The 23417-nt window shown below is 51.0% G+C and carries 22 protein-coding genes; 15 read left to right on the top strand and 7 right to left on the bottom strand.

Annotated features, from left to right (window positions below; translation table 11 throughout):
- Nucleotides 1-38: 38 nt before the first annotated feature.
- The gene (locus ACJJI5_RS00455) at nt 39-2054 is read right to left on the bottom strand and encodes an alpha/beta hydrolase family protein (protein ID WP_445355252.1); all 2016 of its coding nucleotides are present in this window, start codon (nt 2052-2054) and stop codon (nt 39-41) included.
- Between the two features lie 126 nt (nt 2055-2180).
- Here ACJJI5_RS00455 and proC point away from each other — a divergent pair, with 126 nt between their 5' ends.
- From proC to ACJJI5_RS00380, 15 genes are all read left to right on the top strand, one after another.
- A complete protein-coding gene (gene proC, locus ACJJI5_RS00450) occupies nt 2181-3014 on the top strand; it encodes a pyrroline-5-carboxylate reductase (RefSeq protein WP_445355251.1) in 834 nt (277 codons plus the stop codon).
- Between the two features lie 67 nt (nt 3015-3081).
- Complete coding sequence (locus ACJJI5_RS00445) at nt 3082-3690, top strand: YggT family protein (RefSeq protein WP_445355250.1); 609 nt, start codon at nt 3082-3084, stop codon at nt 3688-3690.
- Between the two features lie 233 nt (nt 3691-3923).
- Nucleotides 3924-5891 (top strand): dynamin family protein, encoded by a 1968-nt coding sequence (locus tag ACJJI5_RS00440; protein WP_413664058.1) that lies wholly within the window; start codon nt 3924-3926, stop codon nt 5889-5891.
- Between the two features lie 137 nt (nt 5892-6028).
- Nucleotides 6029-7213, top strand: coding sequence for a homoserine O-succinyltransferase MetX (gene metX, locus ACJJI5_RS00435; RefSeq protein WP_445356338.1), 1185 nt, complete (start codon nt 6029-6031; stop codon nt 7211-7213).
- Complete coding sequence (metW, locus tag ACJJI5_RS00430) at nt 7213-7803, top strand: methionine biosynthesis protein MetW (RefSeq protein WP_444918786.1); 591 nt, start codon at nt 7213-7215, stop codon at nt 7801-7803. The genes metX and metW overlap by 1 nt, the downstream gene beginning before the upstream one ends.
- A 140-nt stretch (nt 7804-7943) precedes the next feature.
- Entirely contained in the window at nt 7944-8393 is a 450-nt protein-coding gene (locus tag ACJJI5_RS00425; protein ID WP_413664060.1) for a DUF4426 domain-containing protein, read from the top strand.
- A gap of 92 nt (nt 8394-8485) precedes the next feature.
- Nucleotides 8486-9103, top strand: coding sequence for an RdgB/HAM1 family non-canonical purine NTP pyrophosphatase (rdgB, locus tag ACJJI5_RS00420; protein ID WP_444906642.1), 618 nt, complete (start codon nt 8486-8488; stop codon nt 9101-9103).
- The gene (gene hemW, locus ACJJI5_RS00415) at nt 9096-10310 is read left to right on the top strand and encodes a radical SAM family heme chaperone HemW (RefSeq protein ID WP_444918787.1); all 1215 of its coding nucleotides are present in this window, start codon (nt 9096-9098) and stop codon (nt 10308-10310) included. Before rdgB ends, hemW begins: the two co-directional genes overlap by 8 nt.
- A 147-nt stretch (nt 10311-10457) precedes the next feature.
- Entirely contained in the window at nt 10458-10787 is a 330-nt protein-coding gene (gene trxA, locus ACJJI5_RS00410) for a thioredoxin TrxA (RefSeq protein WP_282930316.1), read from the top strand.
- Between the two features lie 365 nt (nt 10788-11152).
- Nucleotides 11153-12412: a transcription termination factor Rho gene (rho, locus tag ACJJI5_RS00405; protein WP_108731406.1), complete on the top strand. Its 1260-nt coding sequence runs from the start codon at nt 11153-11155 to the stop codon at nt 12410-12412.
- A 270-nt stretch (nt 12413-12682) separates the two neighbouring features.
- Complete coding sequence (gene rbp / locus ACJJI5_RS00400; protein WP_108731407.1) at nt 12683-12952, top strand: RNA-binding regulator; 270 nt, start codon at nt 12683-12685, stop codon at nt 12950-12952.
- Nucleotides 12953-13108: 156 nt separating this feature from the next.
- Nucleotides 13109-14575 carry a 4-hydroxy-3-polyprenylbenzoate decarboxylase gene (gene ubiD / locus ACJJI5_RS00395; RefSeq protein WP_445355249.1) on the top strand — a complete coding sequence of 489 codons (1467 nt, stop codon included), beginning with the start codon at nt 13109-13111 and terminating at the stop codon, nt 14573-14575.
- Between the two features lie 183 nt (nt 14576-14758).
- On the top strand, nt 14759-15979 hold the full coding sequence (locus tag ACJJI5_RS00390; protein WP_445355248.1) for a serine hydrolase domain-containing protein: 1221 nt from the start codon (nt 14759-14761) through the stop codon (nt 15977-15979).
- Nucleotides 15980-16032: 53 nt separating this feature from the next.
- On the top strand, nt 16033-16569 hold the full coding sequence (locus ACJJI5_RS00385; protein ID WP_445355247.1) for a hypothetical protein: 537 nt from the start codon (nt 16033-16035) through the stop codon (nt 16567-16569).
- 306 nt (nt 16570-16875) lie between these two features.
- Nucleotides 16876-17205 (top strand): hypothetical protein, encoded by a 330-nt coding sequence (locus tag ACJJI5_RS00380; RefSeq protein ID WP_413664065.1) that lies wholly within the window; start codon nt 16876-16878, stop codon nt 17203-17205.
- Nucleotides 17206-17402: 197 nt separating this feature from the next.
- On the opposite strand, the gene ACJJI5_RS00375 is transcribed toward ACJJI5_RS00380, so the two are convergent.
- From ACJJI5_RS00375 to ruvX, 6 genes are all read right to left on the bottom strand, one after another.
- Nucleotides 17403-18431 carry an alpha/beta fold hydrolase gene (locus ACJJI5_RS00375; RefSeq protein ID WP_445355246.1) on the bottom strand — a complete coding sequence of 343 codons (1029 nt, stop codon included), beginning with the start codon at nt 18429-18431 and terminating at the stop codon, nt 17403-17405.
- A gap of 87 nt (nt 18432-18518) precedes the next feature.
- The gene (locus tag ACJJI5_RS00370) at nt 18519-19769 is read right to left on the bottom strand and encodes a heme biosynthesis HemY N-terminal domain-containing protein (RefSeq protein ID WP_445355245.1); all 1251 of its coding nucleotides are present in this window, start codon (nt 19767-19769) and stop codon (nt 18519-18521) included.
- Nucleotides 19766-21094, bottom strand: coding sequence for a uroporphyrinogen-III C-methyltransferase (locus tag ACJJI5_RS00365; protein ID WP_445355244.1), 1329 nt, complete (start codon nt 21092-21094; stop codon nt 19766-19768). The genes ACJJI5_RS00370 and ACJJI5_RS00365 overlap by 4 nt, the downstream gene beginning before the upstream one ends.
- 120 nt (nt 21095-21214) lie before the next feature.
- On the bottom strand, nt 21215-22030 hold the full coding sequence (locus ACJJI5_RS00360; protein ID WP_445355243.1) for a uroporphyrinogen-III synthase: 816 nt from the start codon (nt 22028-22030) through the stop codon (nt 21215-21217).
- Complete coding sequence (hemC, locus tag ACJJI5_RS00355; protein WP_445355242.1) at nt 21999-22916, bottom strand: hydroxymethylbilane synthase; 918 nt, start codon at nt 22914-22916, stop codon at nt 21999-22001. The genes ACJJI5_RS00360 and hemC overlap by 32 nt, the downstream gene beginning before the upstream one ends.
- Nucleotides 22917-22993: 77 nt before the next feature.
- The gene (ruvX, locus tag ACJJI5_RS00350) at nt 22994-23416 is read right to left on the bottom strand and encodes a Holliday junction resolvase RuvX (RefSeq protein ID WP_413664071.1); all 423 of its coding nucleotides are present in this window, start codon (nt 23414-23416) and stop codon (nt 22994-22996) included.
- Nucleotide 23417 lies beyond the last annotated feature (1 nt).

The raw sequence follows: 23417 nt of genomic DNA, 5'->3' as shown, positions 1-23417 counted from the left end.
GGCCCTAAAGGCCGTTTTCTTTCTCTGGGAACAAATAATTATTGTTCATTCAAGCTGAGCTGCTTTTTTTGATCTTCACTCAGCAGGTGTTGGGCAAAAAAGAGCGCTGTTGCCTGGGTAAAGGCATCACTGTTCTCTTTCTTGCGGTAACCGTGCCCTTCATTGAGTGCGTTCATATACCAGACTCGATTGCCATTCTCGCGAAGTGCAGCCACGATTTGCTCAGCTTCGGTGACAGGTACCCGAGGGTCATTTTGTCCCTGCACTACGAGCATTGGCACCTGGATCTTGTCTACATTGTTGTTGGGGCTGATTTTTTCCAGGAAAGCGCGCATCTGCGGATCCCGCTCATCACCGTATTCGACTCGACGAAGGTCGCGACGATAGCTCTTGGTATTGGTGAGGAAGGTGACAAAGTTAGAGATGCCGACGATATCCACTGCTGCTTTTAAACGATCTGAGTAGTAAACACTACTGGCCAGCACCATATAACCACCGTAGCTGCCGCCAAACACAGCAACGCGTTCCGGATCCAGATCAGGCTGGGTAGCAATCCAATCCAGAAGAGCACCGATATCCCTAACTGAGTCCTCGCGCTTGTAGCCGTTATCCATGGCTAGGTAGCTCTTACCATAACCAGCGGACCCGCGTACATTTGGAGCAATTACAGCAACGCCAAGTTTTTCTAGCCACAGCTGGTATGTGCTGGAAAACATGGGACGGTACTGTCCTTCAGGGCCACCGTGGATTGAAATAACCACAGGTACGGGGCCTTTGGCATTGCGCGGCTTATAGACGAATGCGGGAATTTCACGCGGCTTTCCATCCACCTCGTCGAAAGTGGGATAGTGCACCAGTTCGGGTTCGACAAAGCTTTCGCTGTCGAGACCACCGACTTCACTAAATGTCCATCGGGTAAGGTCACCACTGGATAGCGGGCGGCGGCCAAGGTCCATTACAAAGGAATCGGAGGGAGTTTTAGGCGTGTTTAGGGTTAGGGCCAGCTTATCACCTTCGGGGTTAAATTCTATTCCACCGATAAGACCGATCGGCAGCGAGTCGACCTTGCGGTAGCGGTCATTGCGTGGATCGTATAGATAGAGGGAGGACATACCATTTTCGTTGGCGACAAAAGCGCCGCGGCGACCGTCTTTACTGAGGATAAAGCTGCTGATATCCCAGGGGATATCGGAGGTAATTATCTTTTCATCGCCACTCTCCAGGTCTTTGCGGATCAGTTGGGTAAATTCGCGCCCTTTGTCAGAGATGATATAAACCGAGCGATTGTCATAACTGAAACCCGCTGGGAAATTGCGGGAATCAGCCTCTTCATCGCCCGTACCGGCGAGTAGTGAGACTTCGCCGCTGTCGAGATCCAGCAAATGGACATTAGATCGAGTGGAGGAGATATATTGCATGACCAAAATTTGGCTGCCGGATTGTGAGAAATCACTGGGACCCCACCAACTGCCATCCTCAGACTTAAGGATCAAGCGGTCTTCTTTTTTGTCACCGTCGAAAGTGGTTAGCCATATATCATTGGCCCTGCCATCTCGGCGAGTACTCTGGTAAGAGATAGCGGAGCCCTGCTTATTCCAGAGAATACTGCCATTGCGAGACTCACCATCGGTAATCATCTCGCTAGTGCCATTTTCTGTATCAAACAGGAAAATCTGGGCGTATTCATTGCCGCCGGCATCCATGGTGAATGCCAGTTGGCGGTGCTCCGGGCGGGTAGAGATGCCACCTATAGGTTCTTCGAAAAAGGTTAGCTGTCGGCGAGCGCCACCTGCATTCTCTACCTTGTGTAATTGAGAAACTTCGCCGAAGCGGGTACTGACATAGATACCGTTACCGTCAAGGTCCCAGCCCCGGAAGCTAGCTGAGCGTACGTTCTGATAACGATTGAGCTCATTGATGATAGTTTGGGGAATGTTTGGCACATCTTCGAGTACCAATTGGCCGTTGTTTAGCGTACGAGTTTCTACTGCACCAGCGGCACTGGTCGCAGTGATCAGTGTCGCTATAAGCAGTGAACGCCATCCTTTTTGCATACTGTCCTCCGTTAGGAGCCACTTGGTATGGCTCTCTTGTTATTTGAATCTGGCGGCCACATATTAGCGGAGTGCCCCGAACGGGGAAAAGCAACAAAATTTTTGTAACCGCCCAAGGTGATATGAGTGAGTACAGCGATCCCTAAGATGGTTTTTATTGGTGGCGCCGGCAATATGGCGGGGGCAGTGATCGGTGGTTTGGTGGCCTCCGGTTATCCGGCGGACCGGATCACTGCTACAGGCCGTGATCGGGACAAACTTAATGCTTTTGCCGAGAGCCATGGGGTAGCTATTAGTGACGATAATGTTGCCGCTATTGTTGATGCCGATGTAATTGTACTGTCGGTGAAACCGCAAGTTATGCGAGAACTTTGTGAGGGACTGAAACCCCATTTGGTGGATCGCTCGCCCTTGATTATCACTTTTGCTGCGGGAATTCCGCTCGCGGCTTACCACCGTTGGATGGGAATGCACCTCCCTATTGTCAGGGCTATGCCTAATACCCCGGCCCTGGTGCAAACCGGAGTTACCGGTCTTTATGCCGATAGCAAGGTTACGGGCGAACAGAAGGAACTTGCCGGGCGCATCGTCGATGCGGTAGGTATCTCATATTGGGTTGAGGAAGAGCGCGGCATCGATCAGGTGATTGCGGTAGCGGGATCGGCACCGGCTTACTTTTTCCAGTTTATGGAGGCCATGATTGATGCGGCTTCCGCCGGTGGCCTTGCCCGTGCGGATGCGGAGCGCCTTGTGTTGCAAACTGCCCTGGGCGCCGCCAAACTGGCGGTCGCCAGCGATGTTGACGTCGCCCAGTTGAAGCGCAATGTGATGTCACCAGGTGGAACCACTGAGCGCGCTGTTCAACGGTTCGAGAAGGGTGGGTTGCCGCAGTTAGTGGCCGATGCCATGCGCGATTGCGAGGAGCGGGCGACGGAAATGGCAAAGGAATTGGATCGGTAACAGGTTCCGGTCCAATTGGGTAGGTGCAGCGGTGGCTGCTGAAAATCTTTTTGTTTAGGGTTTATCCATGGTCAATACCTTCAGCGATATCGGCGTTTATGTCGTGGGCATACTGGGCATTTTGTTCCTTTTCGCCGTGTTATTGCGTTTCCTATTGCAGTTGGGCCGTGCGGATTTTTACAACCCCATATCTCAGGGCGTTGTGAAGGTTACCAACCCTTTGTTGCTGCCGCTGCGCAAAGTGGTGCCAGGACTTTTTGGCGTCGATATGGCCTCAGTAGTACTGGCGTTGATAGTCGGTTGGGCGATGATTATGGCTTGCGCCATGATCGCAGGTTACGGCCTGGTTAACCTCCTCAGTGCTCTGCTGTGGTCGTTGATCGGCTGTGTTTCCACTGTGATAGCGATGGTGTTTGTCGGCTTATTGGTCTCCATCGTTGCCAGCTGGATTGCGCCGAATAGCGGCCATCCAATTCTAATTTTACTGCACCAACTCCTGGAGCCATTTTGTGGACCTGTGCGACGCTTGATTCCGCCGTTGGGGGTGATTGATATCAGCCCGATATTTGTCTTTATCCTGCTCACTGTGATTAACAGGCTGCTTATTGGTTTTGCCCAAATGGCCAATATGCCGCCTTTCGTGTACAGCCTGTTTTGGCATATTCCCGGCTTTTAACCGGACTCTGCTCAACCCCAAAATATCCCCTGCATCTTTCAAGCCCCGCCCTCTGGGGCTTGTGCAGTTGTTCGAAGGTTTCTTAAATTGTGACCGGCTGAACATTTCTTCACCTGTGCGTACTAGATCGTATTTGGCGCGGTGTTAGACTCTTATACTATCGATTGACGGCCCTTTCTCTTGTCTTAGTAGGGGCCGTTAGTCCCGGGTCTCAATAACAAGAACACCGTGAAATGGAAGACGCACTTTTACGCCAGCATATTTCTGACTACGACCGTTGGAAAAAGAATCTCGATCGCCAGTTTGCCCACTTCAGCCAATGGCTTGAACAGCACTTCTCTAATTCTGCTGGTGCCTGCCAGGTTGTACAGCAGGCCCGCGCCCTACTTGCAGATGACCAGTTCACCCTGGTTTTAGTTGGGGAGTTTTCACGGGGGAAAACTGAACTGCTCAATGCCCTGTTGTCGCAAACTTACGGCCAGCGTCTACTGCCCTCAAGACCGGGGCGCACCACTATGTGCCCCACGGAAATTTTCAGTGATGGCGGTGAGCGCGCCAGTCTGCGGCTGCTTCCGATTGAGACCCTGGCGACGAATACCAGCCTGGAGAGCTTCCGCCGAATTCCGCAAAAATGGGTAACTCACGAGTTTGATGCCAATGATCCCGAGGCGACCCGAGAGACTTTATTGAAGGTTGCCTCGACCAAGTCAGTAATGCCGGAAGAGGCCGCCCGCTATGGCTTTGATCGGCGCCACTTGGATGGCAAGGGGAACCTAGTCGAGATCCCCGCCTGGCGTTTTGCTTTGATTTGTCTGCCGCACCCATTGCTGGATCAGGGGTTGCGTATTATTGATACCCCGGGACTGAACGCCCTCGGCAATGAGCCGGAGCTCACATTGAGTACACTGCCCGGGGCCCAGGCGGTTGCCTTTCTGCTGGCTGCCGATGCTGGGGTAAGTGGTACCGATATGAGCATGTGGGAAACTCACCTGGCGCCACTGCAAGAGCATCGCGGAACATCCGTGATGGCCCTGCTCAACAAGATGGATGTGCTTTGGGATGATCCGGAGGAGGATGCTGAGCTGCTGCTGCGACGCATGCGCAGCGAAGTGGCCGGTCTCTTGTCTCTGCCTCAGGAAAGTGTTGCCGGAGTCTCTGCAAAAATGGCTCTGTTGGGGCGCCAGCAGCGGGATGCGGATTTGGTGCGAAGCAGCCGCTTCGGTGAGTTTGAAAGGATGCTGGTTCAGCGCCTGTTGGAGCACCGGCATAAAATGGCCGAGCACCGCTCACTGCATCAAGCTCTCACCCTGATGGCTGATACCCGCGATCTACTCAAGCGTCGTTTGAATAGTGGCCGGGCAGCGTTGGCTCACCTGCAGCGCAATAGTGGCAACACCTCAGAGCAATTGGCAGAGTTGGAACAGTTGCAGACGACCGTGCGCGAGCAGCATAAGATTTGTCATCAGGAATTGCTGACGCTCAAATCCAGCCAGAGAATGCTTACACGACAAAGCACTTCTTTGTTGGCGCCGATATCCAGACAGCAGTTGCAGGCGCTGATTGACGATACCCTGGCTACTCTCAATCGCCGTTGGACGCCTATGGGCATGGCCAGGGCTATCGATACTTTTATGGAAGGGGTAGACCATCAGATGTCTAACCTCGAGCGGGAAGTGGATCAGGCTAATCGCTTGCTCGACGCTGTATTTGAGCGCTCCAGCTTAAAGAAAGTGGATGATGCCGAGCAGTATTTTACTATCCGCAAATTTCGCTTCGCGTTGCGTGGACTGCATCGCCAGGCCGCTCAGCTGAGGCGATCCCCGCAGTTGTTATTGGCGCGCCGCAGCCGTCTCAGCGAGCGCTTTATTACCACGCTTGCCAGTGAAGTGGGTCGGCTTTACGACGATATGGGTAACAAAGCGGAAAATTGGTTAGAGCAGGCTCTTGAGCCTCTTAAACAGCATGCGCAGTATCAGAAACAATTACTCAATCGCCATTTGATTAAGCTCACCGAGTTGAAACAGAAAACTCGCAGTCGTCGCACGGATCTTCGGACACTCGAGGATGAGGTTCAGCGCAATGATAAGGCGCTGGTGGCGTTAGAGGATTTACTGCGGCACAACAGCTCTGCACCACAGCCGGTTGCGCCGGCGCCGCGCGCGCACAACGTAACCCCCTTGAAGGCCTCGCATACCACCTGAATTGGGTGCTAATTGATATTGGTTCTGACTGGCATTTGTTATAAGTTGCAGTGATCTTATTCACTGACTGCTTCGGCAATTTGCCAGGCAGCACCTATCAACCTGACAGATACAGTGCCTTGTCAACGGAAAATCCTATCGCTTCTGCGGAAGCCCAAACCGCAACTACCGGTGACCCAGGCTCCGTGGGCCTTGTTGAGCCTAAAAGCCATCACTTTAGTGAACCGCTGGAATTGGCCTGTGGCCGAGTACTGAAAAATTACACTCTGGTTTATGAGACTTACGGTGAACTCAATAGGGAAAAGACTAACGCAGTTCTGATCTGTCATGCTCTGTCTGGGCATCATCACGCTGCGGGGCGACACAGTATCGATGATAAGCGTCCGGGGTGGTGGGATCACTATATCGGTCCGGGTAAGCCGATAGATACTAATCATTTCTTTGTGGTGTCTGTTAATAATCTCGGCGGTTGCCACGGATCTACCGGCCCCGTATCCATCAACCCGGATACCGGCACTACCTGGGGGCCGGATTTTCCATCACTGCGTGTCCGCGACTGGGTCCACAGTCAAGCGCGTCTGGCGGATATGCTAGGTATTCGACAATGGGCGGCGGTTGTTGGCGGCAGTCTCGGTGGAATGCAGGCGATGCGCTGGTCACTGGAATACCCTGAGCGCCTGCGTAATTGTGTGGTGATTGCCTCTGCCATGAAGTTATCTGCACAGAATATCGCGTTTAATGAGACCGCACGCCAGGCGATAACATCCGATCCAGACTTTTGCGATGGGCACTACCTCCAACAGGATAAGTTACCCCGTAGAGGCCTGGCCGTTGCGCGTATGATCGGGCATATCACTTATCTGTCTGACGATGGGTTGGGGCGCAAGTTTGGTCGAGAATTGCGCAGTGGCAGCTTTCAGCAGGGGTCGGATGAAGAGGTGGAGTTTCAGATACAAAGTTATCTGCGCTACCAGGGAGCCAGTTTTTCCACCACCTTCGATCCCAATACTTACATTCTGATGACTCGAGCGCTGGATTTCTTCGACTTAGCTCGGGAATACGGGGATGACCCGGTAGAGGCCTTCTCCCATGCCAAGTGCCGGTTTTTATTGGTGTCATTTACTTCTGATTGGCGCTTTGCGCCGGAGCGCTCGAGGGAAATCGCCGATGCCCTGATGCACGCGGATATTCCAGTCAGCTATGCCGAAGTAGAGTCAGCAATGGGACACGATGCCTTCCTGCTGCCCAATGGTCGTTATGAAGGTGTATTTCGTGCCTATATGCATAGAGTTGCGGCAGAAATTGCTGAGGAGGTGTACTGATGCGGATAGATTTGGATGTGATCCAGGAATGGATCGCTCCCAACAGCCGGGTTCTCGACCTCGGCTGTGGCGATGGTGCACTGCTCGATCAGCTGGGGAGAAATAAAAATGTGAAAGGCTATGGCCTGGAGATTGATCCCGAGCAAATAGAGCGATGTGTGGCCCGTGGGGTCAATGTTGTCGAGCAAAATCTGAATACAGGGCTGGGAAATTTTGCTGATGGCAGCTTTGATGCTGTGGTGATGACCCAGGCACTGCAAACCTTGAGTCAGCCTCATTTAGTGGTAGAGGAAATGCTCCGGGTTGGGCGGGATTGCATTATTACGTTTCCCAATTTTGGGCAGTGGAAGGCCCGCTGGCACCTCGCATTCTCCGGGCGCATGCCAGTATCCGACTTATTGCCATACGAATGGTATGACACTCCCAATATTCACTTTTGTACTTTTACAGACTTTGAGGTGTTATGCCGAGAAAATGGCTGGGCGATTCTGCATCGGCAAGTGGTTTCTGAGTCCTCGGTTGGGCGGGCATTCAAAGACTTTTTACCAAATTTGTTTGGTGAGACAGCCATCTATCATCTAACTCGCTAAACTAAGATTTGCGCCAGCTCTTTTGTGGAGGACTTTGGCGCGATAAATAGATCGAGAGAGGCACTCCTGAGGGGGCCTGACTGGAATTGACCACCAAACCTACCGGGAGAGGTGGCGCCTATAACAACTGGAGGTGGAGCGTGAAACGCATCCTTACCCTGGCTGCTTCTGTGGCCTTGCTATTTTTATCTGTCGGCGCTGCCGCGCAAGAAGCGCGTACGATTAAGAACTACGCTGATTTTGGCGACTATCGAGTAGTCTATTCAGTGTTCAATAGCGATTTTATCCAGCCGGATATCGCCCGTCAGTACCAGTTGGCTCGAGCAAAAGATCGGGCGTATGTAAATGTCTCTGTCGTCAAGAAAGAGGGCGGAACCCATGGCCTCAGCGCTGAGATGTCTGGCACAGCTACCAACCTGATCCAGCAGTCAAGACCACTTAAGTTCAAAGAAATTCGGGAAGGAGATGCTGTTTACTATCTCGCACCCCTGCGCTTTGAGGATGAGGAGACCCTTACCTTTAACGTAGATATCAAGCTGCCCAATGGTAAAAGTGAGACGATCACTTTCCGTCGCAGATTGAACCGATAGACATCTGCCAAGGTTCCGCTGGCTGAGAGCTGGTCGAAACCCCTTCTTTAAGATTCACCGCGGGCCGAGGCCCGCTTTTTGTTTGAAGCAATATGGTAAATAAAATTGTTCTTGCCAGCGGTAATGCCGGCAAACTTCGCGAATTTTCACAGCTGTTCGCCTCATGGGATATACAGGTTCTTCCTCAGTCTGACTTTGGGGTAAGTGACGCTGATGAGACCGGATTGAGCTTTATTGAGAATGCTTTGATTAAGGCCCGCCACGCCAGCCGTATCAGTGGCCTGCCTGCATTAGCCGATGACTCCGGGCTGTCGGTAGATGCATTGAGTGGTGCGCCGGGAATTTACTCTGCACGCTACTCAGGTGCCGGGGCGACTGATGAAAAAAACAATGCGAAGTTATTGGAGGCCATGGTTGATGTTGAATCTAAGCATCGCACTGCCAGTTTCCACTGCGCACTGGCTTTTGTGCGGCAATGGGATGACCCGGTGCCTTTGGTATCTAGTGCAAAGTGGAGTGGGACAATTTTGCGGGAGCCGGCGGGAGAGCAGGGTTTTGGTTATGACCCGCTGTTCTTTGTTGAATCTGAGGGAATGACCTCCGCTGAACTGCCGAGAGACTTGAAGAATCGACTGAGCCACAGGGCCCAGGCTATGTCTCAATTTGAGCTTTTATGGCAGCAAAATATGCAGGGTGCCGACCTTGCCTGATCAGATTGCTGAATTACAGCTGCCACCGCTGAGCCTGTATATCCATATCCCCTGGTGTGTGCGCAAATGTCCCTACTGTGATTTCAACTCCCACCAGGCTGATAGAGACCGGGCTAATTCGGACTACGCCCTACCGGAATCCGAGTATGTGGCGCAGTTGCGCCTGGATCTTATCAGCCAGTTGCCCTGGGTGCAGGGGCGAAAATTGCAGTCCATCTTTTTTGGTGGCGGCACGCCGAGTCTGTTCTCCCCCCAAGCAATTGGGCAGATCCTGGAGGCTGCTGAGCAGGTGGTGGGTTTTGCTGAGGGGGTCGAGATAACCCTGGAGGCCAACCCCGGCACTTTTGAACAAGCCAAGTTCACTGGCTATCGATCTGCTGGAGTTAATCGTCTTTCTATTGGAGTGCAAAGCTTCGATTCCAATCAGCTACAACAGTTGGGACGTATTCACAGCGGAGAAGAGGCCGAAGGTGCCCTGGCAATGGCGCGTCGCGCGGGCTTTGACAATATTAACCTCGACCTGATGCACGGATTGCCCAATCAGACCGAGGTGGAAGCCCTTGGCGATTTGCGCCGAGCAATTTCCTTGGCTCCAGAGCATATTTCCTGGTACCAATTAACGATTGAGCCAAATACTGCATTCTACAGTGCGCCACCAGTCACCCCCGGCTCCCAGCTGATAGCCAGTATGCAGGGCAGCGGACGCGAACTACTGGCGTCCGAGGGCTATCGTCGTTACGAGGTGTCGGCTTATAGCAAACCCGAACTTGAATCCCGCCATAATATTAATTATTGGTCATTCGGAGATTATCTGGGGATTGGTGCCGGTGCTCATGGCAAGGTAACCCTAGCTGAAACTGGGCAAATTCTGCGCAGTCGTCGCACACGCACTCCGAGGGACTACTTATCTATCGCCAGGCAACATCCCGAGCTGCTGCATAGTGCCTTGTCTGAACCCCATACTGACAGGGTTGAGAATGAGGATTTGCCACTGGAGTTTCTTATGAATGCCCTTCGCCTGGCGGATGGTGTTCCCAGTGATACTTTTACCCGCTACACCGGGCTGCCGATGTCCGAGCTGCAAAAACAATGGCCTACCCTGATGGCAATGGAGCTTGTAGAGTGTCTCGATAAGCGGATTGCTGCCACGGCTTTTGGCTTTGACTATATCGATGAGATTTTGCAGCGCTTCCTGGAGCAGGCGTAAGTCTGTGGCAGGAAAGACTTGAAATCCCATTTTGCGCCCCAATTTTGAGGGCAATGGTGCATCGCAGCTGTATAACCACTGCTGTGACCGTGAGAAGATGCGTTGGCGGTGCCCACGCATCGAGTAACTAAAGAACAGGAATGCAATATGAGCGAGCACTCAATCGTCAACGTATCTGACGCTGAATTCGAAGCAGAAGTTCTCAAAGCTGAAGGCCCGGTGTTGGTAGATTTTTGGGCACAGTGGTGCGGTCCGTGCAAGATGATCGCTCCAGTGCTGGAAGACCTGGCAGGCCACTACGGCGATAAGTTGAAGATCGTAAAAGTAGACGTTGATGCGAATAAAGAGAGCCCGGCCAAATACAATGTCCGTGGTATCCCCACGCTGCTGCTGTTCAAAGGCGGCAATGTCGAAGGTACTAAAGTCGGCGCACTGTCCCGCGCGCAGCTGACTGAGTTTATCGACGGTCAGCTGTAAGACTGTCGTTTCCATCCTGCAAAGGGGGTAAATTTCTTTGCAGGATTGGAAACACCCGTTATACTGGCTGTAATTCTGAAATAGTTCAGCGGTCTTGAATTAAATGAGACGAGCTGACAAAACGCCCCTCCACAGGGTCCCTGACCATCCCCGGCGCGTATACTCCTCGAGTTGAACTTGTTCTGATAATGCTCCATAAATTGATTATGGAGAGCAAAAGTTTACTGAGTACTGTGGTCTTGGTAGGAAAAGGTACCTAGGTGTATCGGGTAAATAGACGAGCTAATCTCTAATATCAAACCCCTCCTCAAAATTTCAGGCGTGTCCGCGCCATATGACAACAGAAACATTAATAAGCAATTGGTATGAATCTCTCCGAATTAAAAACCAAACCCATTGAAGAGTTGATTGAAATAGCCAAAGGCATGGGCCTTGAAAACCTGGCCCGTTCGCGCAAGCAGGATATTATTTTCAATATCCTCAAGCGCCACGCCAAAAGCGGTGAAGATATTTATGGCGACGGCGTATTAGAAATCCTTCAAGATGGTTTTGGATTTTTGCGTTCTGCTGACTCCTCTTATCTTGCGGGACCGGATGATATATATGTATCTCCAAGTCAGATTCGCCGATTTAATTTACGTACGGGTGACTCAATTTCCGGAAAGATTCGCCCACCGAAAGAAGGTGAAAGATATTTTGCCTTATTAAAAGTTAACGAAATTAATTTTGACAAACCGGAAAACGCACGTAACAAAATTCTTTTCGAAAACCTCACCCCTCTTTTCCCCAACGATCGCCTCACCCTCGAGTGCGGAAACGGCTCCTCCGAAGACCTGATTGGTCGTATTATTGATCTTGTAGCTCCAATCGGGAAAGGCCAGCGCGGCTTGATTGTTGCGCCGCCGAAGGCCGGTAAAACGATTATGTTGCAAAATATGGCACAGGCCATTACGCGCAATAATCCAGAGTGCCATTTGATCGTACTTTTGATTGACGAGCGTCCTGAGGAAGTGACAGAAATGCAGCGCTCCGTGCGCGGTGAAGTTGTTGCCTCTACTTTTGATGAGCCGCCGGCACGTCACGTACAAGTTGCGGAAATGGTAATTGAAAAAGCCAAACGCCTGGTTGAGCACAAGAAAGATGTGGTTATTTTGCTCGACTCTATCACCCGCCTGGCTCGCGCTTACAACACAACAGTTCCTAGCTCCGGTAAAGTATTAACCGGTGGTGTTGATGCTCACGCCTTAGAGCGCCCGAAGCGCTTCTTTGGAGCAGCGCGAAATATTGAAGAAGGCGGAAGTCTGTCTATTATTGCTACTGCACTTATCGATACCGGCTCGAAAATGGACGAAGTGATTTTCGAGGAATTTAAAGGTACCGGTAATATGGAATTGCAGCTGGATCGCAAAATTGCTGAAAAACGCGTATATCCGGCCATTAATGTGCGCAGATCCGGCACTCGCCGGGAAGAGCTGTTAATGCCAGAGGGCGAGCTGCAGCGAGTGTGGATTTTGCGTAAGCTGTTACACGATATGGAAGATGTTGCATCGACTGAATTCCTAGTGGATAAATTGAAAGATTTCAAGACAAATGATGAATTCTTCCTATCCATGAAACGGAAATAATTGTTGTATATAAAGTAGCGTCTATAAAGGCGCTCTTTATTTACTTAAAGCAGAATAAGGCGGTTAATTACGTCTATTACTGTTGAAAAGGCGAGCCATTAGGCATATAAAGTTCCATATTGTGGCGCTTGATATGGATTTTAGGCAACGCGCCTTACTGAATTGGCCCAGGAGTTTCTCCGAAAGGGCCAATCTCAAATGGTTAATCTGGTGGAGCTGGTTATCCATTTGTGACTGCACGACAGCCCACACACCTAGTGAGAACCTTTTGTGAATATCTATATTGGAAATCTGGCCTACGCGGTAACCTCTGACGACCTGCACGAAGCTTTCGGTGCATTCGGAGAGATCTCTCGGGCTACTGTTATCACCGACCGTGAGACTGGCCGCTCTAAAGGCTTCGGTTTCGTAGAAATGCCTAACGACGATGAAGCACGCAAAGCTATCGAAGAGATGAACGACCAGCCTATGTCTGGCCGTAACATCCGCGTTAACGAAGCTAAGCCTCGCGAAGATCGTCCGCGTCGCCCCCGCTTCTAAGCTGTAAAAAGCTTATTATTTCCGCGGCTCGCAGCCTAGGCTTGCGAGCCGCGACTCCCTCCTGCCTCTCTCTTCATTCCAATTGGTGTGTTGTTACCCATCCTGCGCCTTCTGTTTTACACTGCGCTCTGGTTTATAGTCACGCCCTGTTAGCCCATGAAATATAAAGATCTACGCGACTTTATTAAGTTGCTGGAAAAGCGCGGCCTACTAAAACGAATCAAGCACCCTGTTGACCCCATTTTGGAAATGACAGAAATTTCCGATCGCGTATTGCGAGCAGAGGGGCCGGCGTTGCTGTTTGAAAATCCGGTAGGCTTCGATACCCCCGTTCTCGCCAATCTTTTCGGAACACCAGAGCGTGTCGCCCTGGGAATGGGAAGAGAGAGTGTTGCCGAGCTGCGTGAAGTGGGAGAACTACTGGCTTTTCTCAAGGAGCCGCAGCCACCGGAAAATCTCCGCGATGCCTGGGAGAAGTTGCCGGTCTTTAAGCAGGTCCTGAATATGGGGCCAAAAGTCGTAAAGGGTGCAGTTTGCCAACAGATAGTCCTTGAGAGGGATCAGGTTGATCTGCATCAGCTGCCAATCCAAACCTGCTGGCCGGGAGATGCCGCTCCGCTGGTCACTTGGCCCTTAGTAATTACCCGAGGGCCTGAGAAGAAACGGCAAAATCTGGGCATATACCGGATGCAATTAATCGGAAAGAACCGCCTAATTATGCGTTGGCTCAGTCATCGCGGGGGGGCGCTGGATTATCGGGACTGGTGCAAGAAGCATCCCGGTGAACCCTATCCGGTAGCTGTTGCCCTGGGTGCCGATCCCGCCACAATTCTGGGGGCCGTTACCCCAGTGCCGGATACTTTGTCTGAGTATGCCTTTGCCGGCCTGCTGCGGGGGGATAAGACAGAAGTGACCGATGCCTTACTCAGTGATCTTCAGGTGCCTGCCAGTGCCGAATATGTTCTGGAAGGGTTTATCTATCCCAATGATATGGCTGATGAGGGTCCCTATGGGGACCACACCGGTTACTATAACGAAGTGGACAGCTTCCCTGTGTTTACGGTAGAGAAGGTTACGCACCGTAAAAACCCCATTTACCACAGCACCTATACCGGGCGCCCACCGGATGAACCTGCGATTTTAGGCGAGGCTTTAAACGAGGTTTTTGTGCCAATCCTACAAAAGCAATTTCCTGAAATTGTCGATTTTTATTTACCGCCGGAGGGATGCTCTTACCGTCTCGCCGTGGTCACCATGAAGAAGCAGTATGCGGGCCACGCCAAGCGGGTAATGATGGGGGTCTGGTCTTTCCTGCGTCAATTTATGTACACCAAATTTGTTATTGTCGCTGATGAAGACGTCAATGCCAGGGATTGGAAAGATGTAATCTGGGCGATGACCACACGTATGGATCCTGCGCGGGATACGGTGATGGTAGAAAATACTCCGATTGATTATTTGGATTTTGCTTCACCGGTCTCTGGTTTAGGCTCAAAAATAGGCTTTGATGCGACTAATAAATGGGAAGGTGAAACTAGTCGTGAGTGGGGTGTACCCATTGAGCGCGACTCGAATGTGGTTAAAAAGGTTGATGAAATTTGGTCTAAATTGGGCCTCGAATAAGCACGGCGACATATTCCCAGTACTCCCGTCCGAATAAGCGCCTCTGGCGGCGCTCAGTAGAGTGACCGCTTAGCGGTCACTCTTTATTTTTCTTCCTTCTTTGCATCTATAGCCTTCACTGCTGGCGTCGCAGTTAGGTACGGGCTCGACCGTGGCCCTGAATTAACTGTAAGGATTGCTTTAATGAGGAAAATTTATTTAGTGGGCCTGATATCGATAGGTATTTTCATATTCTTGCTAGTCGTACCAAGTGAGCAGAAGCAAAGTGCCGGAATTGATAATATCGAAGATTTTATTCCTGCAGTTATGCATGAGGCAGCTATACCCGGAATAGCCGTTGCCAGAATAAAAGAAGGTGAACTTGCGCTTCAACAAGTGTACGGGATGGCCGATATTGAGGCCGGCAAACCAGTTACTCAGGATACGTTATTTAATATTGCCTCGATAAGTAAGCCGATTATGGGCGTAACACTGTTGCAATTGGTCGACGATGGTAAATTGGCGTTGGATGAGGACATTAATAGCTATTTACCATTTAAGGTCGACAATCCACATATAGAAGGGGAAAAAATTACACTGAGACATCTGGCGAGTCACTCTGCAGCAATTAAAGATTATTTTGACTACACCACTTACACTGAAAATCGTGATCCCTCTATCAGTTTGGAGCAACATCTACGTTCCCTGCTGGTTAAAGGGGAAAGCCTGTACGGTAGTGGGGATTATTATCTGACAAATAACCCCGGGGAGCACAGACAATACAGTAATCTTTCTGCCGGTTTAGCTGGTTTATTGGTTGAGTCAGTAACCGGCCAGTCTCTCGCCAATTATAGTCGGGATACTTTATTCCACAGCCTGGATATGGAGACTGCCAATTGGAGACTCAATGGAGTAGATCTGAGCTCTATCGCAGTCCCCTACAAAGTAGAGCAATGTGTACCATATATCGGTCTGTGTGTAGATAGTGAAGCGGAGAAGATGAATTATTTAATTGGTCGATTTATTGATCCTCCTTTTGAGTACAAGCAATTTCATTCGTATGCACACAGTGGTAATCCGCAATATCCCGACGGTGGTGTTCGTGTAAGCATTGCTGACCTCAGCGATTTCTTGCTAGCGCTGCTTAATAATCGGGATAAAGCTGGAGCTCAGATCTTATCAGATGTTATGTATCAGGAAATGTTTCGTCTGCAATTACCGCTGTCTGTATCAGATTCGCAGCGCTTCTTTTGGCGCGATCGCAATGGCCTTACTGGGCACATGGGAACTGATCTGGGTGTATTTGTAGCTATGTATTTTGAGCCAGAAAGTAAGGATGGTTTTATTATCTTGATGAACAGAGATATGGATATTAAATCGGCCAATGCGATGAAGCGTATTGCTATTCGCCTCATGAAAATATAAAAACAACTGTAGGATGACCACTCCTGAAATTTTTATTTTAAGGAGGGCCTTTCTTGTTGCGTATTTTTCTTAGGTTGGATGAGAATATGATAGGGAATTTATCAAAACTAGTAATTCTATTTTTTGGGATAGTAATATTTCAGCCTGTAATTGCCAGCCAGGGTAATGGTGCAGAGGCAATTTTTGAGAAGATCAAAGGGCTAGCTGGAGAGTGGAGAGAGGAAGGGGCAAAAAATGACGATTTTGTTATTAGTTTTTCCGATACAGCTGGGGGGAGCGTAGTACTGGAAAGTTGGCTTTATAACGGGCGCCAACATTCTCTGACGGCCTACCACTTGGATAACGATAATTTAATAGTGACGCACTATTGCCCCCAGGGTAATCAGCCCAGATTAAGCTGGCAAAAAAATAGTGCTGAAGATACTTTGGCATTCTCTTTCAAGGATGTAACTAATTTTACTTTGGACAGTAAGAGTCGTCTGGATAGTCTTTCTTTTACCTGGTTAGGTAACGGCAAGTTACAGCGGGAAGAGACTTACTTGAAGAACGGGGAGCAGTTACCCTCATCCCTGACCCTGGTACGTAAATAAGCTGCCAAATCGTTATTAACTGATAGTTTAGATGTATTATTTCTCAAAGCTGGAGCGAAATTCGCGCCAGCTTTTTTATTTGTGAACTTTATTGTGGTTTTGGTTTATATAAGTATGATTCGCGACTGAATTTGCATGCTGTTGCCAGCTTATTGGCATGGGGTGACAGAGCGCGCTATGCCCGGGGTGTGTTTTGCGTATGACGACATGCTGCATTGAAAACAAGTGGATATCTAATTCCTGGGGTTGGGAAACGGTAGAAGTTGGAAGTGAGTAAATAACTAAAATTAAATGGAGAGGTAACAAATGGAATTAATTATTTTTGTAATTATTATGGTGGCAGTTCTTGTTCTGCCTCTGAAGTTGGCAGCTGCCATGTTGGGGGCGAAAAATACGGGTGTATTTTATTGTCTTTTCGCTTTGCTATTGGCCCTAATTATTCAAAGAATTGTTGGCGGCATGTTGCCGGGTGTGACGGATAGCGCTGGAATTTTAATGACAATTCCCCTGGCTGCTATTGCCTATATGCTGGTACTTGGTACGGGTTTTTTAAAAGCTATTCTAATTGCCCTTTTACAAGGGGTAATTACTTATTTTGCCATGCTACTTTTTGTGGGTTTGCCCTGGGCTGTTTAAAAACGAAATAAATTCTCGTAGAAAGTTTGCAAGCGGCGACTTATTGAATGTTAAATCGCCATTTGCACTATCATTGATTACTAATAGTTCCCTTGCGTACAAGCTATAACTTTCTGAAAAATGGACGCTCTACACATCAGTCTCTGTGCCAATGATGTGTTTCCTAGATAGGGCTTCTACTGGGCAGGCTGTAGGTCCTACTTTCCAATAGGAGCCGCAAGAAATTTACTTAAAACATCAATATAAGTTGGAAAGGCTTCGAACTGGGGTAAATGTCCAACCCCCTCCATCTCAACTAATTCGGCTTTGGGGATTTTTGCTGCTGTACGCTTGCCTAATTGATCGTACCGGCCTAATTTTTCTTGTACAGCTTCAGGCGCACGGGCGCGGCCAATAGCTGTTCGATCTCGGGTACCTATAATCAGTAGGGTGGGCACCTTGATATTGGCAAACTCATAAAGTACCGGTTGAGTGAATACCATTTCGGAGGTTAGGGCATCCACGGTTGCCATATGAGCCGCATCGGGTCCCAGGGTCCAGCCAGCTTGAATATCCAGTAGCGGGTTATATTCTTCGCGCCACTGCTCAGAAAAGTAGGCTTTACTCATGTAGCGTTTGATAGATTCTGGAGTTTGTTTTTTCTCGCGAGTAATGGCTTTGTCCAAAGGTTCATAGGGAATCCATCGCTTCCAGTCTTCAAGGCCTATAGGGTTTACAAGTGCTAACTTTTTGACTCGCTCCGGGTACATCAGGGTAAACCGGGTAGCCAGCATACCTCCCATAGAGTGCCCAACTACCATAACTTCTCTTATTTTCAATTTATCCAATAAAACTTTGGTATTGTTGCTAAGCCCCTGAAAAGTATATTGGGTAAGCGGTTTACTGGATTTTCCGAAACCGATCTGGTCCGGTGCTATAACCCGGTACCCTAGCTGACTGAGTTGGGAGATAGTCTCCTTCCAGTAGGCCGCCGAAAAATTCTTACCGTGTAACAGGAGTACCGTGCCTCTTGCATCTCTACCCTCTGTAGGCGGTACATCCATAAAGGCCATTGCCAGTGGTTGCCCCTGTTGTTCGAAATGAAAGTGATGAACTGGATAGGGATATTCGTAATCAGTTAAGGCTTTATCTTGAGGTGTTACTGAATATTCAGCAGATGCATGGCCGGTAAAAAACACACTGGCGGTAAAAAGTAAGGCAACTATGTAGCGCACAAAGAGGGTCACAGCCATGTCCTTATTGGTAAACGGGAGTTCACTATAGGCGCAATTGGGGAGTGGCTGAAAGGCCCGTCGGCCTTTCAGGGGGATGACTCAGGCGTGTGCGCCTAGTAGGGGAGTGCCCTGGCTGGGCATAGGCAACTGGGGCAAGTCCTTGACTGCTTGTAGCAAACCTTCCTCATAGAGTTTTGCTGCTTTGTCTTTTTCCCCAAGGGATTGAAATAGGCGAGCCAGTTCAGCGGAGGTAGCGGGATCTTGGCGCAACAACAGGCTTTTCTCGAAATACTGCTGCGCTTTGCCCCAAAGTTCATTGCGCATTGAGAGGCGCCCGAGACAGGTTAGCAGTGCGGCACTCTCCCCATACTCTTTCAGCCAACCTTCAGCTGCTGATATTTGTGCCGCAGGGGCGGCCCCCACCAGGCAGCCGTAGAGTTCGGCAAGATTGGGGTCCCAAGCTCGATTGAGTAGCCAGCGCAAATGCTTCTCTGCCTCTGTGTCTTCGCCAATCCGATGCAGTTGCTGTGCATAGAGACTGCGCAGGGCTTCGTTGCGTTGCCAGCGGCCACTCAGGCTTTGCCAGGTATCGTGTAATTTATCGATATCTTTGCGATTAGCTGCTTCGGTCAGCTGATGTTGATACACCTTGAGTTCAAGCTGGTGCAGCTCAGCTTCGGGCATGTTCGCATGTTTCTCCAGCTCGGGCAGTAATGCGCGAAGACGGCTCCAGTCACCCAGAAGGTAATAAGCCTGCTTGAGAAGTTGTAACAGGGCAGGATGTTTCGGCTCGAGCTGCTTGGCGCGCTCCAGGCTGGCAATACACTGCTCGTAATGTTTATCGAGGAGCTGCATACGAGCTTGGCTTAGGGCTACAGCCAGGCGGGTATCTTCACCACAGGCCTCCGCCTTGGCGAGTAATTCATTGGCCTCCTCACGAAAGCCCAGCTCAAAGGCGCTGCGCGCTGCCGCCAAATAATTGATCAGCGGGGCTTCAGATCGAGGGGCGCTCTTCAGCAGCTGACGACGGGCCCGGGACCAGTTGCCCTCCATAAATTCCACCAAGCCGCTGGTCAGGCGTCGGCGCGCTACACGCTGGCGACCAAATCTCAGCCGGTCGACACTACCTCGGAATCCGCGAAAGATACTGCGAGCCAGCCAAATGGCAAAGAAGAGGATAATTAGAGCTGCTGCCAGCGAGAAAATTGCGAACCAGAGGTTCATCTCGTAGCCTTTATTCAGCTCACCGCCAATACCGATTACCAGGTAGCCGGGATAATTGTTAATAGCCTCCGGTAGAAAAGCGCCGAGCAGCAGTAGTACCAGAGCGGTGAAGAACAGTTTTTTCACTGGCTCTCCTCCTGTTGCGAGGCAGTTGGTGTGGTGGTGCCGGATGTTTTGTGTAAACGCTCAATATAATTGCGCAGGGCAAGCTGGGAGGCGCTGAGGTCAGGCATTTCGACCTGGATACGTTGTTTGCTAAGTTCCGTTAGTTGTTGGGCCAGCGCATCGCGCTGCGGACTGGCAGTGCCATAACTGAGTAGTAGCGACCGCGCACTATCCAGAGCGTCCCTGTAAACCGTGGTATCGCCGCGAAGCAATGCCAGTTGGGCCTGCTCCATATAAAGGCGCAGAGTCTGGCGAAAGCGAGCTTCACTCTGAGGGGACAGCATTACCGGGTTGATGTCTCCATCAATGGGGCGCACCGATTCGCGCATGAAGCGGGTGAAGTTGTGCCACTCCCGCTTCCACAGGGGGGCACTCTCCTCAATGCTGGGCTGCTCTTCACTGGGTTGTTCTGCCGAAGCCATATCGAATTGTGGTTGGATATTTGTGCGGATTAGCTGTTCTTCCAAGGCGCTGAGACGGAGGTATAAACCCTGGCGATCGATGTTTTGGACCAGCTTCAGTGAGGTGATATCACGGGCAAGCTGTTGGCGTACCCCGTACAGATCCGGTAAGTCCACATTGCGCAATATCTCGTCCACGCGTTCGACCAGCCCCAGCGCAGCGCGACTATCGTCTTCGAGAAGCAGGCGCTGGTTGGCTAGACGCAACAGATAATCTGCCTCAGCCAATTGCCAATCGTCGCGGCTTACATTTCCCAGCTGACCCAAGCGGTTTCCCTGTGCGGTGACACTGCGCTGCATGGAAGCCAGTTGCTGCTGCAGTTGGGCGATAGTGCGATTTTGTCGCTCCAGTTGATTACGTAAATTGGCATCGGCCTGCTCCAGCTGATTGAACTCCCCGGAATAATCGGGGGTTTGGGGTTCAGTTGGGGCAGGGGTAGCAGCTGGGGTTTCCGAAGTGGTATTGGAGGTCGGCGCTTGGGTGGTGTTTTCAGCGGCAACCGGCACTTCCGTTGCAGGGGTAATAGTGGTGGTGCTCTCCGGGGCTGCCGTTTTTCCGGGTAGATAGTTGAGGTAAGCGCCAAGGTGTTCGCGCAGCTGAGGAGAGTTGAACCAGGCCAGTGAGGCCACAGCAATCAAAATGAGGATGAACAGTAGCCACCACCACAGCCCATTGGATCTACTGGCCGCAGCACCGCCGCTGGCTTTACCAGTAGAGGCTTTTTCCTCTGAGGCTTTGGCGAAATTACTTTTGCCTTTTACAGGCTTTGTGTTTTCCGGGGGCTCATTGGTCGCGGCTATATTTTGATCTTTTTTATCGGTCATGGGTATGGCGGCGCAGGTGGAAAATGTCGTCAGATTATAACGAGTGGCGCGAGCCTTAATAGCGGGCTAAACGCCGTTTTAAGATTTTTAGCGCAAAGCGGTCGAGAATTCGATAGCAAATCAGCCGAGGGCTTTACGCAGTGTTTCCAGCATAGCGTTATCGCCGGCATTTAGCGCGCTATAGCAATGGGCAAAACCAAGCTCATTTGCCCGAGTGGCAACTCGTATACTCGGGCAGATAAGAGCGGTTTCAAAGAGTGTATTGCGGTTTATCTGGCGGATACAGGTAACCAGGTTATCGAGTGTTTCACCGCTGTGCACACTGATAATATCGGGTTGGAATTTATACTCAGCCAGGGAGGTTGCAGCCTCCGGTGGCAGCACTCTCCGATAGAGTTCGCAATAAGTTACTCGCGCACCCCTATCACTCAAGGTGTCGCCGATAAGAGGGCGGCCACCGGAGCCGCGAAAAATAAGGACTCTTTTCCCGTCCAACTGCTGTAACCAGGGTAGGCGCAGCAACTCCTCGGAGTTCATTGTATTGCCACTTTGCTCACAGGGTATACCGCGCTTCTCCAGGGCGCTTGCGGTTGCTGCGCCGATCGCCAAAAAGCGAGGACCCTGGGGAAACTGTGGCCAATAATCTTCAAGCCAGTCTACGCCGTAGTGCACGGCGTTCTGGGAAACAAAGATCGCGACATCCGTTTGATCGAAGTCGAGGATTGAGTTTTTTAAGGCCTGTATGGCAGCTTGATCCTCAATTAGCTCTATGCCGAGCATGGGGATGTTATCTACTTGGGCCCCCAGGCTGCGCAGTAGCGCACACCAGTTATCAGCCTGCTGCGTTGGCCGCGTACTGAGAATACGTTTGCCCTGCAGCAGGTCGGAGGTGAGATCGCCCATATCAGATAGCGGCGAGGATTTTATCGGCACCATCGGCCAGTAACTGTTCCGCGAGCTCAGTACCCAGGCGCTCTCCCTCAGCGGCAGGGCCACGATTGTCGGCATGTATCATGGTTTTGCCATCGGGACTGCCAACGAGTCCGCGCAGCCACAGGGTGTCACCATCCAGCTCGGCGTAGCAGCCGATAGGCACTTGGCAGCCGCCGTTGAGGCGCTTAACCAGGGCGCGCTCCGCACTGAGTCGGGCTGCGGTTTCCGGACAGTGGAGCGGTTGGATCAAGGCTTCCAGTTCGCTATCGCGGCGCGACTCGATACCCACTGCGCCCTGTCCACCAGCGGGGAGCAGGATGTCCGTTGCCAGGAAGCTGCGGATGCGTTCCGGCATTTCAAGTCGCAGCAGTCCGGCCGCAGCGAGGATGATTGCGTCGTAATCGCCGGCATCCAGCTTGGCCAGTCGAGTATTCACATTGCCCCGTAAAAAGGTGACTTTGAGGTCCGGGCGACGGGCAAGTAATTGGCATTGTCGGCGCAGGCTGGAAGTGCCGACTACTGCTCCCTCGGGCAGGTCATCAAGGCTGTCATAAATATTACTGACAAAGGCATCGCGGGGGTCTTCACGCTCGCAAATAATCGGCAGGTGAAGTCCTTCGGGGAATTCCATGGGGACATCTTTCATCGAGTGAACTGCGATGTCCGCACGGCCTTCGAGCATCGCCACTTCCAGTTCTTTAACGAACAGGCCTTTGCCGCCCACTTTGGTTAGTGGGATGTCCAAAACCTGGTCACCCCGGCTGGTGAGGGGCAGTAACTCGATAAGAAGTTTCGGATGCGCTTGTTGCAGGCGGTCTTTGACATAGTTGGCCTGCCACAGGGCCAAAGCACTCTGTCGGGTGGCAATGCGAATACGATCTATAGACATGCGGCTCAATCACTTATTGGTTGAAGCGGCCATTCTAACAGAGTCGCAATGCAGTGAGGCTCTCTGTAGCCGAGGGGCTAGCCCCTGGTGCGCAGCCAGTCTTCGAGAATTATCCGTGCGGCTATTGAGTCCACTGGGTCTTGTGCGTAGTTGCCACGATGTCCGCGTTCGTTGGCCTCTTCCTTGGCGGCTCGAGTGCTTAAACGCTCGTCGATCAGCTCTACCGGTAGTCCATAGCGACCGTGCAGGCGCTGGCTGAATTTTCGCGCACGCACGCCAAATTCACTTTCGCTGCCATCCATATTGAGGGGGAGGCCAACCAGTAAAAGGTGGGGCTGCCACTCTTTGATCAGGCCTTCGACGGAGTCCCAATTGGGCTTGCCATCTTTGGCGGGTAGTGGGGCCAGTTCCCGTGCTCCACCGGTAAGGCTCTGGCCGTAAGCTACGCCAATAGAGCGGGTTCCAAAGTCAAAAGCTAGCGCTGTGACGGGTTTATTCATA

Source organism: Microbulbifer maximicatervae (SeqCode), assembly GCF_052467955.1.
Note: the sequence above shows the minus strand (reverse complement) of the source record. Positions and strands in the feature narration are given on the sequence as shown.

Bases quoted from the DNA above. Each gene is read 5' to 3' on its own strand.
- ACJJI5_RS00455 (WP_445355252.1), bottom strand. From the start codon at position 2,054: ATGCAAAAAGGATGGCGTTCACTGCTTATAGCGACACTGATCACTGCG.
- ACJJI5_RS00445 (WP_445355250.1), top strand. From the start codon at position 3,082: ATGGTCAATACCTTCAGCGATATCGGCGTTTATGTCGTGGGCATACTG.
- ACJJI5_RS00440 (WP_413664058.1), top strand. From the start codon at position 3,924: ATGGAAGACGCACTTTTACGCCAGCATATTTCTGACTACGACCGTTGG.
- metW (WP_444918786.1), top strand. From the start codon at position 7,213: ATGCGGATAGATTTGGATGTGATCCAGGAATGGATCGCTCCCAACAGC.
- rdgB (WP_444906642.1), top strand. From the start codon at position 8,486: ATGGTAAATAAAATTGTTCTTGCCAGCGGTAATGCCGGCAAACTTCGC.
- trxA (WP_282930316.1), top strand. From the start codon at position 10,458: ATGAGCGAGCACTCAATCGTCAACGTATCTGACGCTGAATTCGAAGCA.
- rho (WP_108731406.1), top strand. From the start codon at position 11,153: ATGAATCTCTCCGAATTAAAAACCAAACCCATTGAAGAGTTGATTGAA.
- ubiD (WP_445355249.1), top strand. From the start codon at position 13,109: ATGAAATATAAAGATCTACGCGACTTTATTAAGTTGCTGGAAAAGCGC.
- ACJJI5_RS00390 (WP_445355248.1), top strand. From the start codon at position 14,759: ATGAGGAAAATTTATTTAGTGGGCCTGATATCGATAGGTATTTTCATA.
- ACJJI5_RS00380 (WP_413664065.1), top strand. From the start codon at position 16,876: ATGGAATTAATTATTTTTGTAATTATTATGGTGGCAGTTCTTGTTCTG.
- ACJJI5_RS00365 (WP_445355244.1), bottom strand. From the start codon at position 21,094: ATGACCGATAAAAAAGATCAAAATATAGCCGCGACCAATGAGCCCCCG.
- ACJJI5_RS00360 (WP_445355243.1), bottom strand. From the start codon at position 22,030: ATGGTGCCGATAAAATCCTCGCCGCTATCTGATATGGGCGATCTCACC.
- hemC (WP_445355242.1), bottom strand. From the start codon at position 22,916: ATGTCTATAGATCGTATTCGCATTGCCACCCGACAGAGTGCTTTGGCC.
- ruvX (WP_413664071.1), bottom strand. From the start codon at position 23,416: ATGAATAAACCCGTCACAGCGCTAGCTTTTGACTTTGGAACCCGCTCT.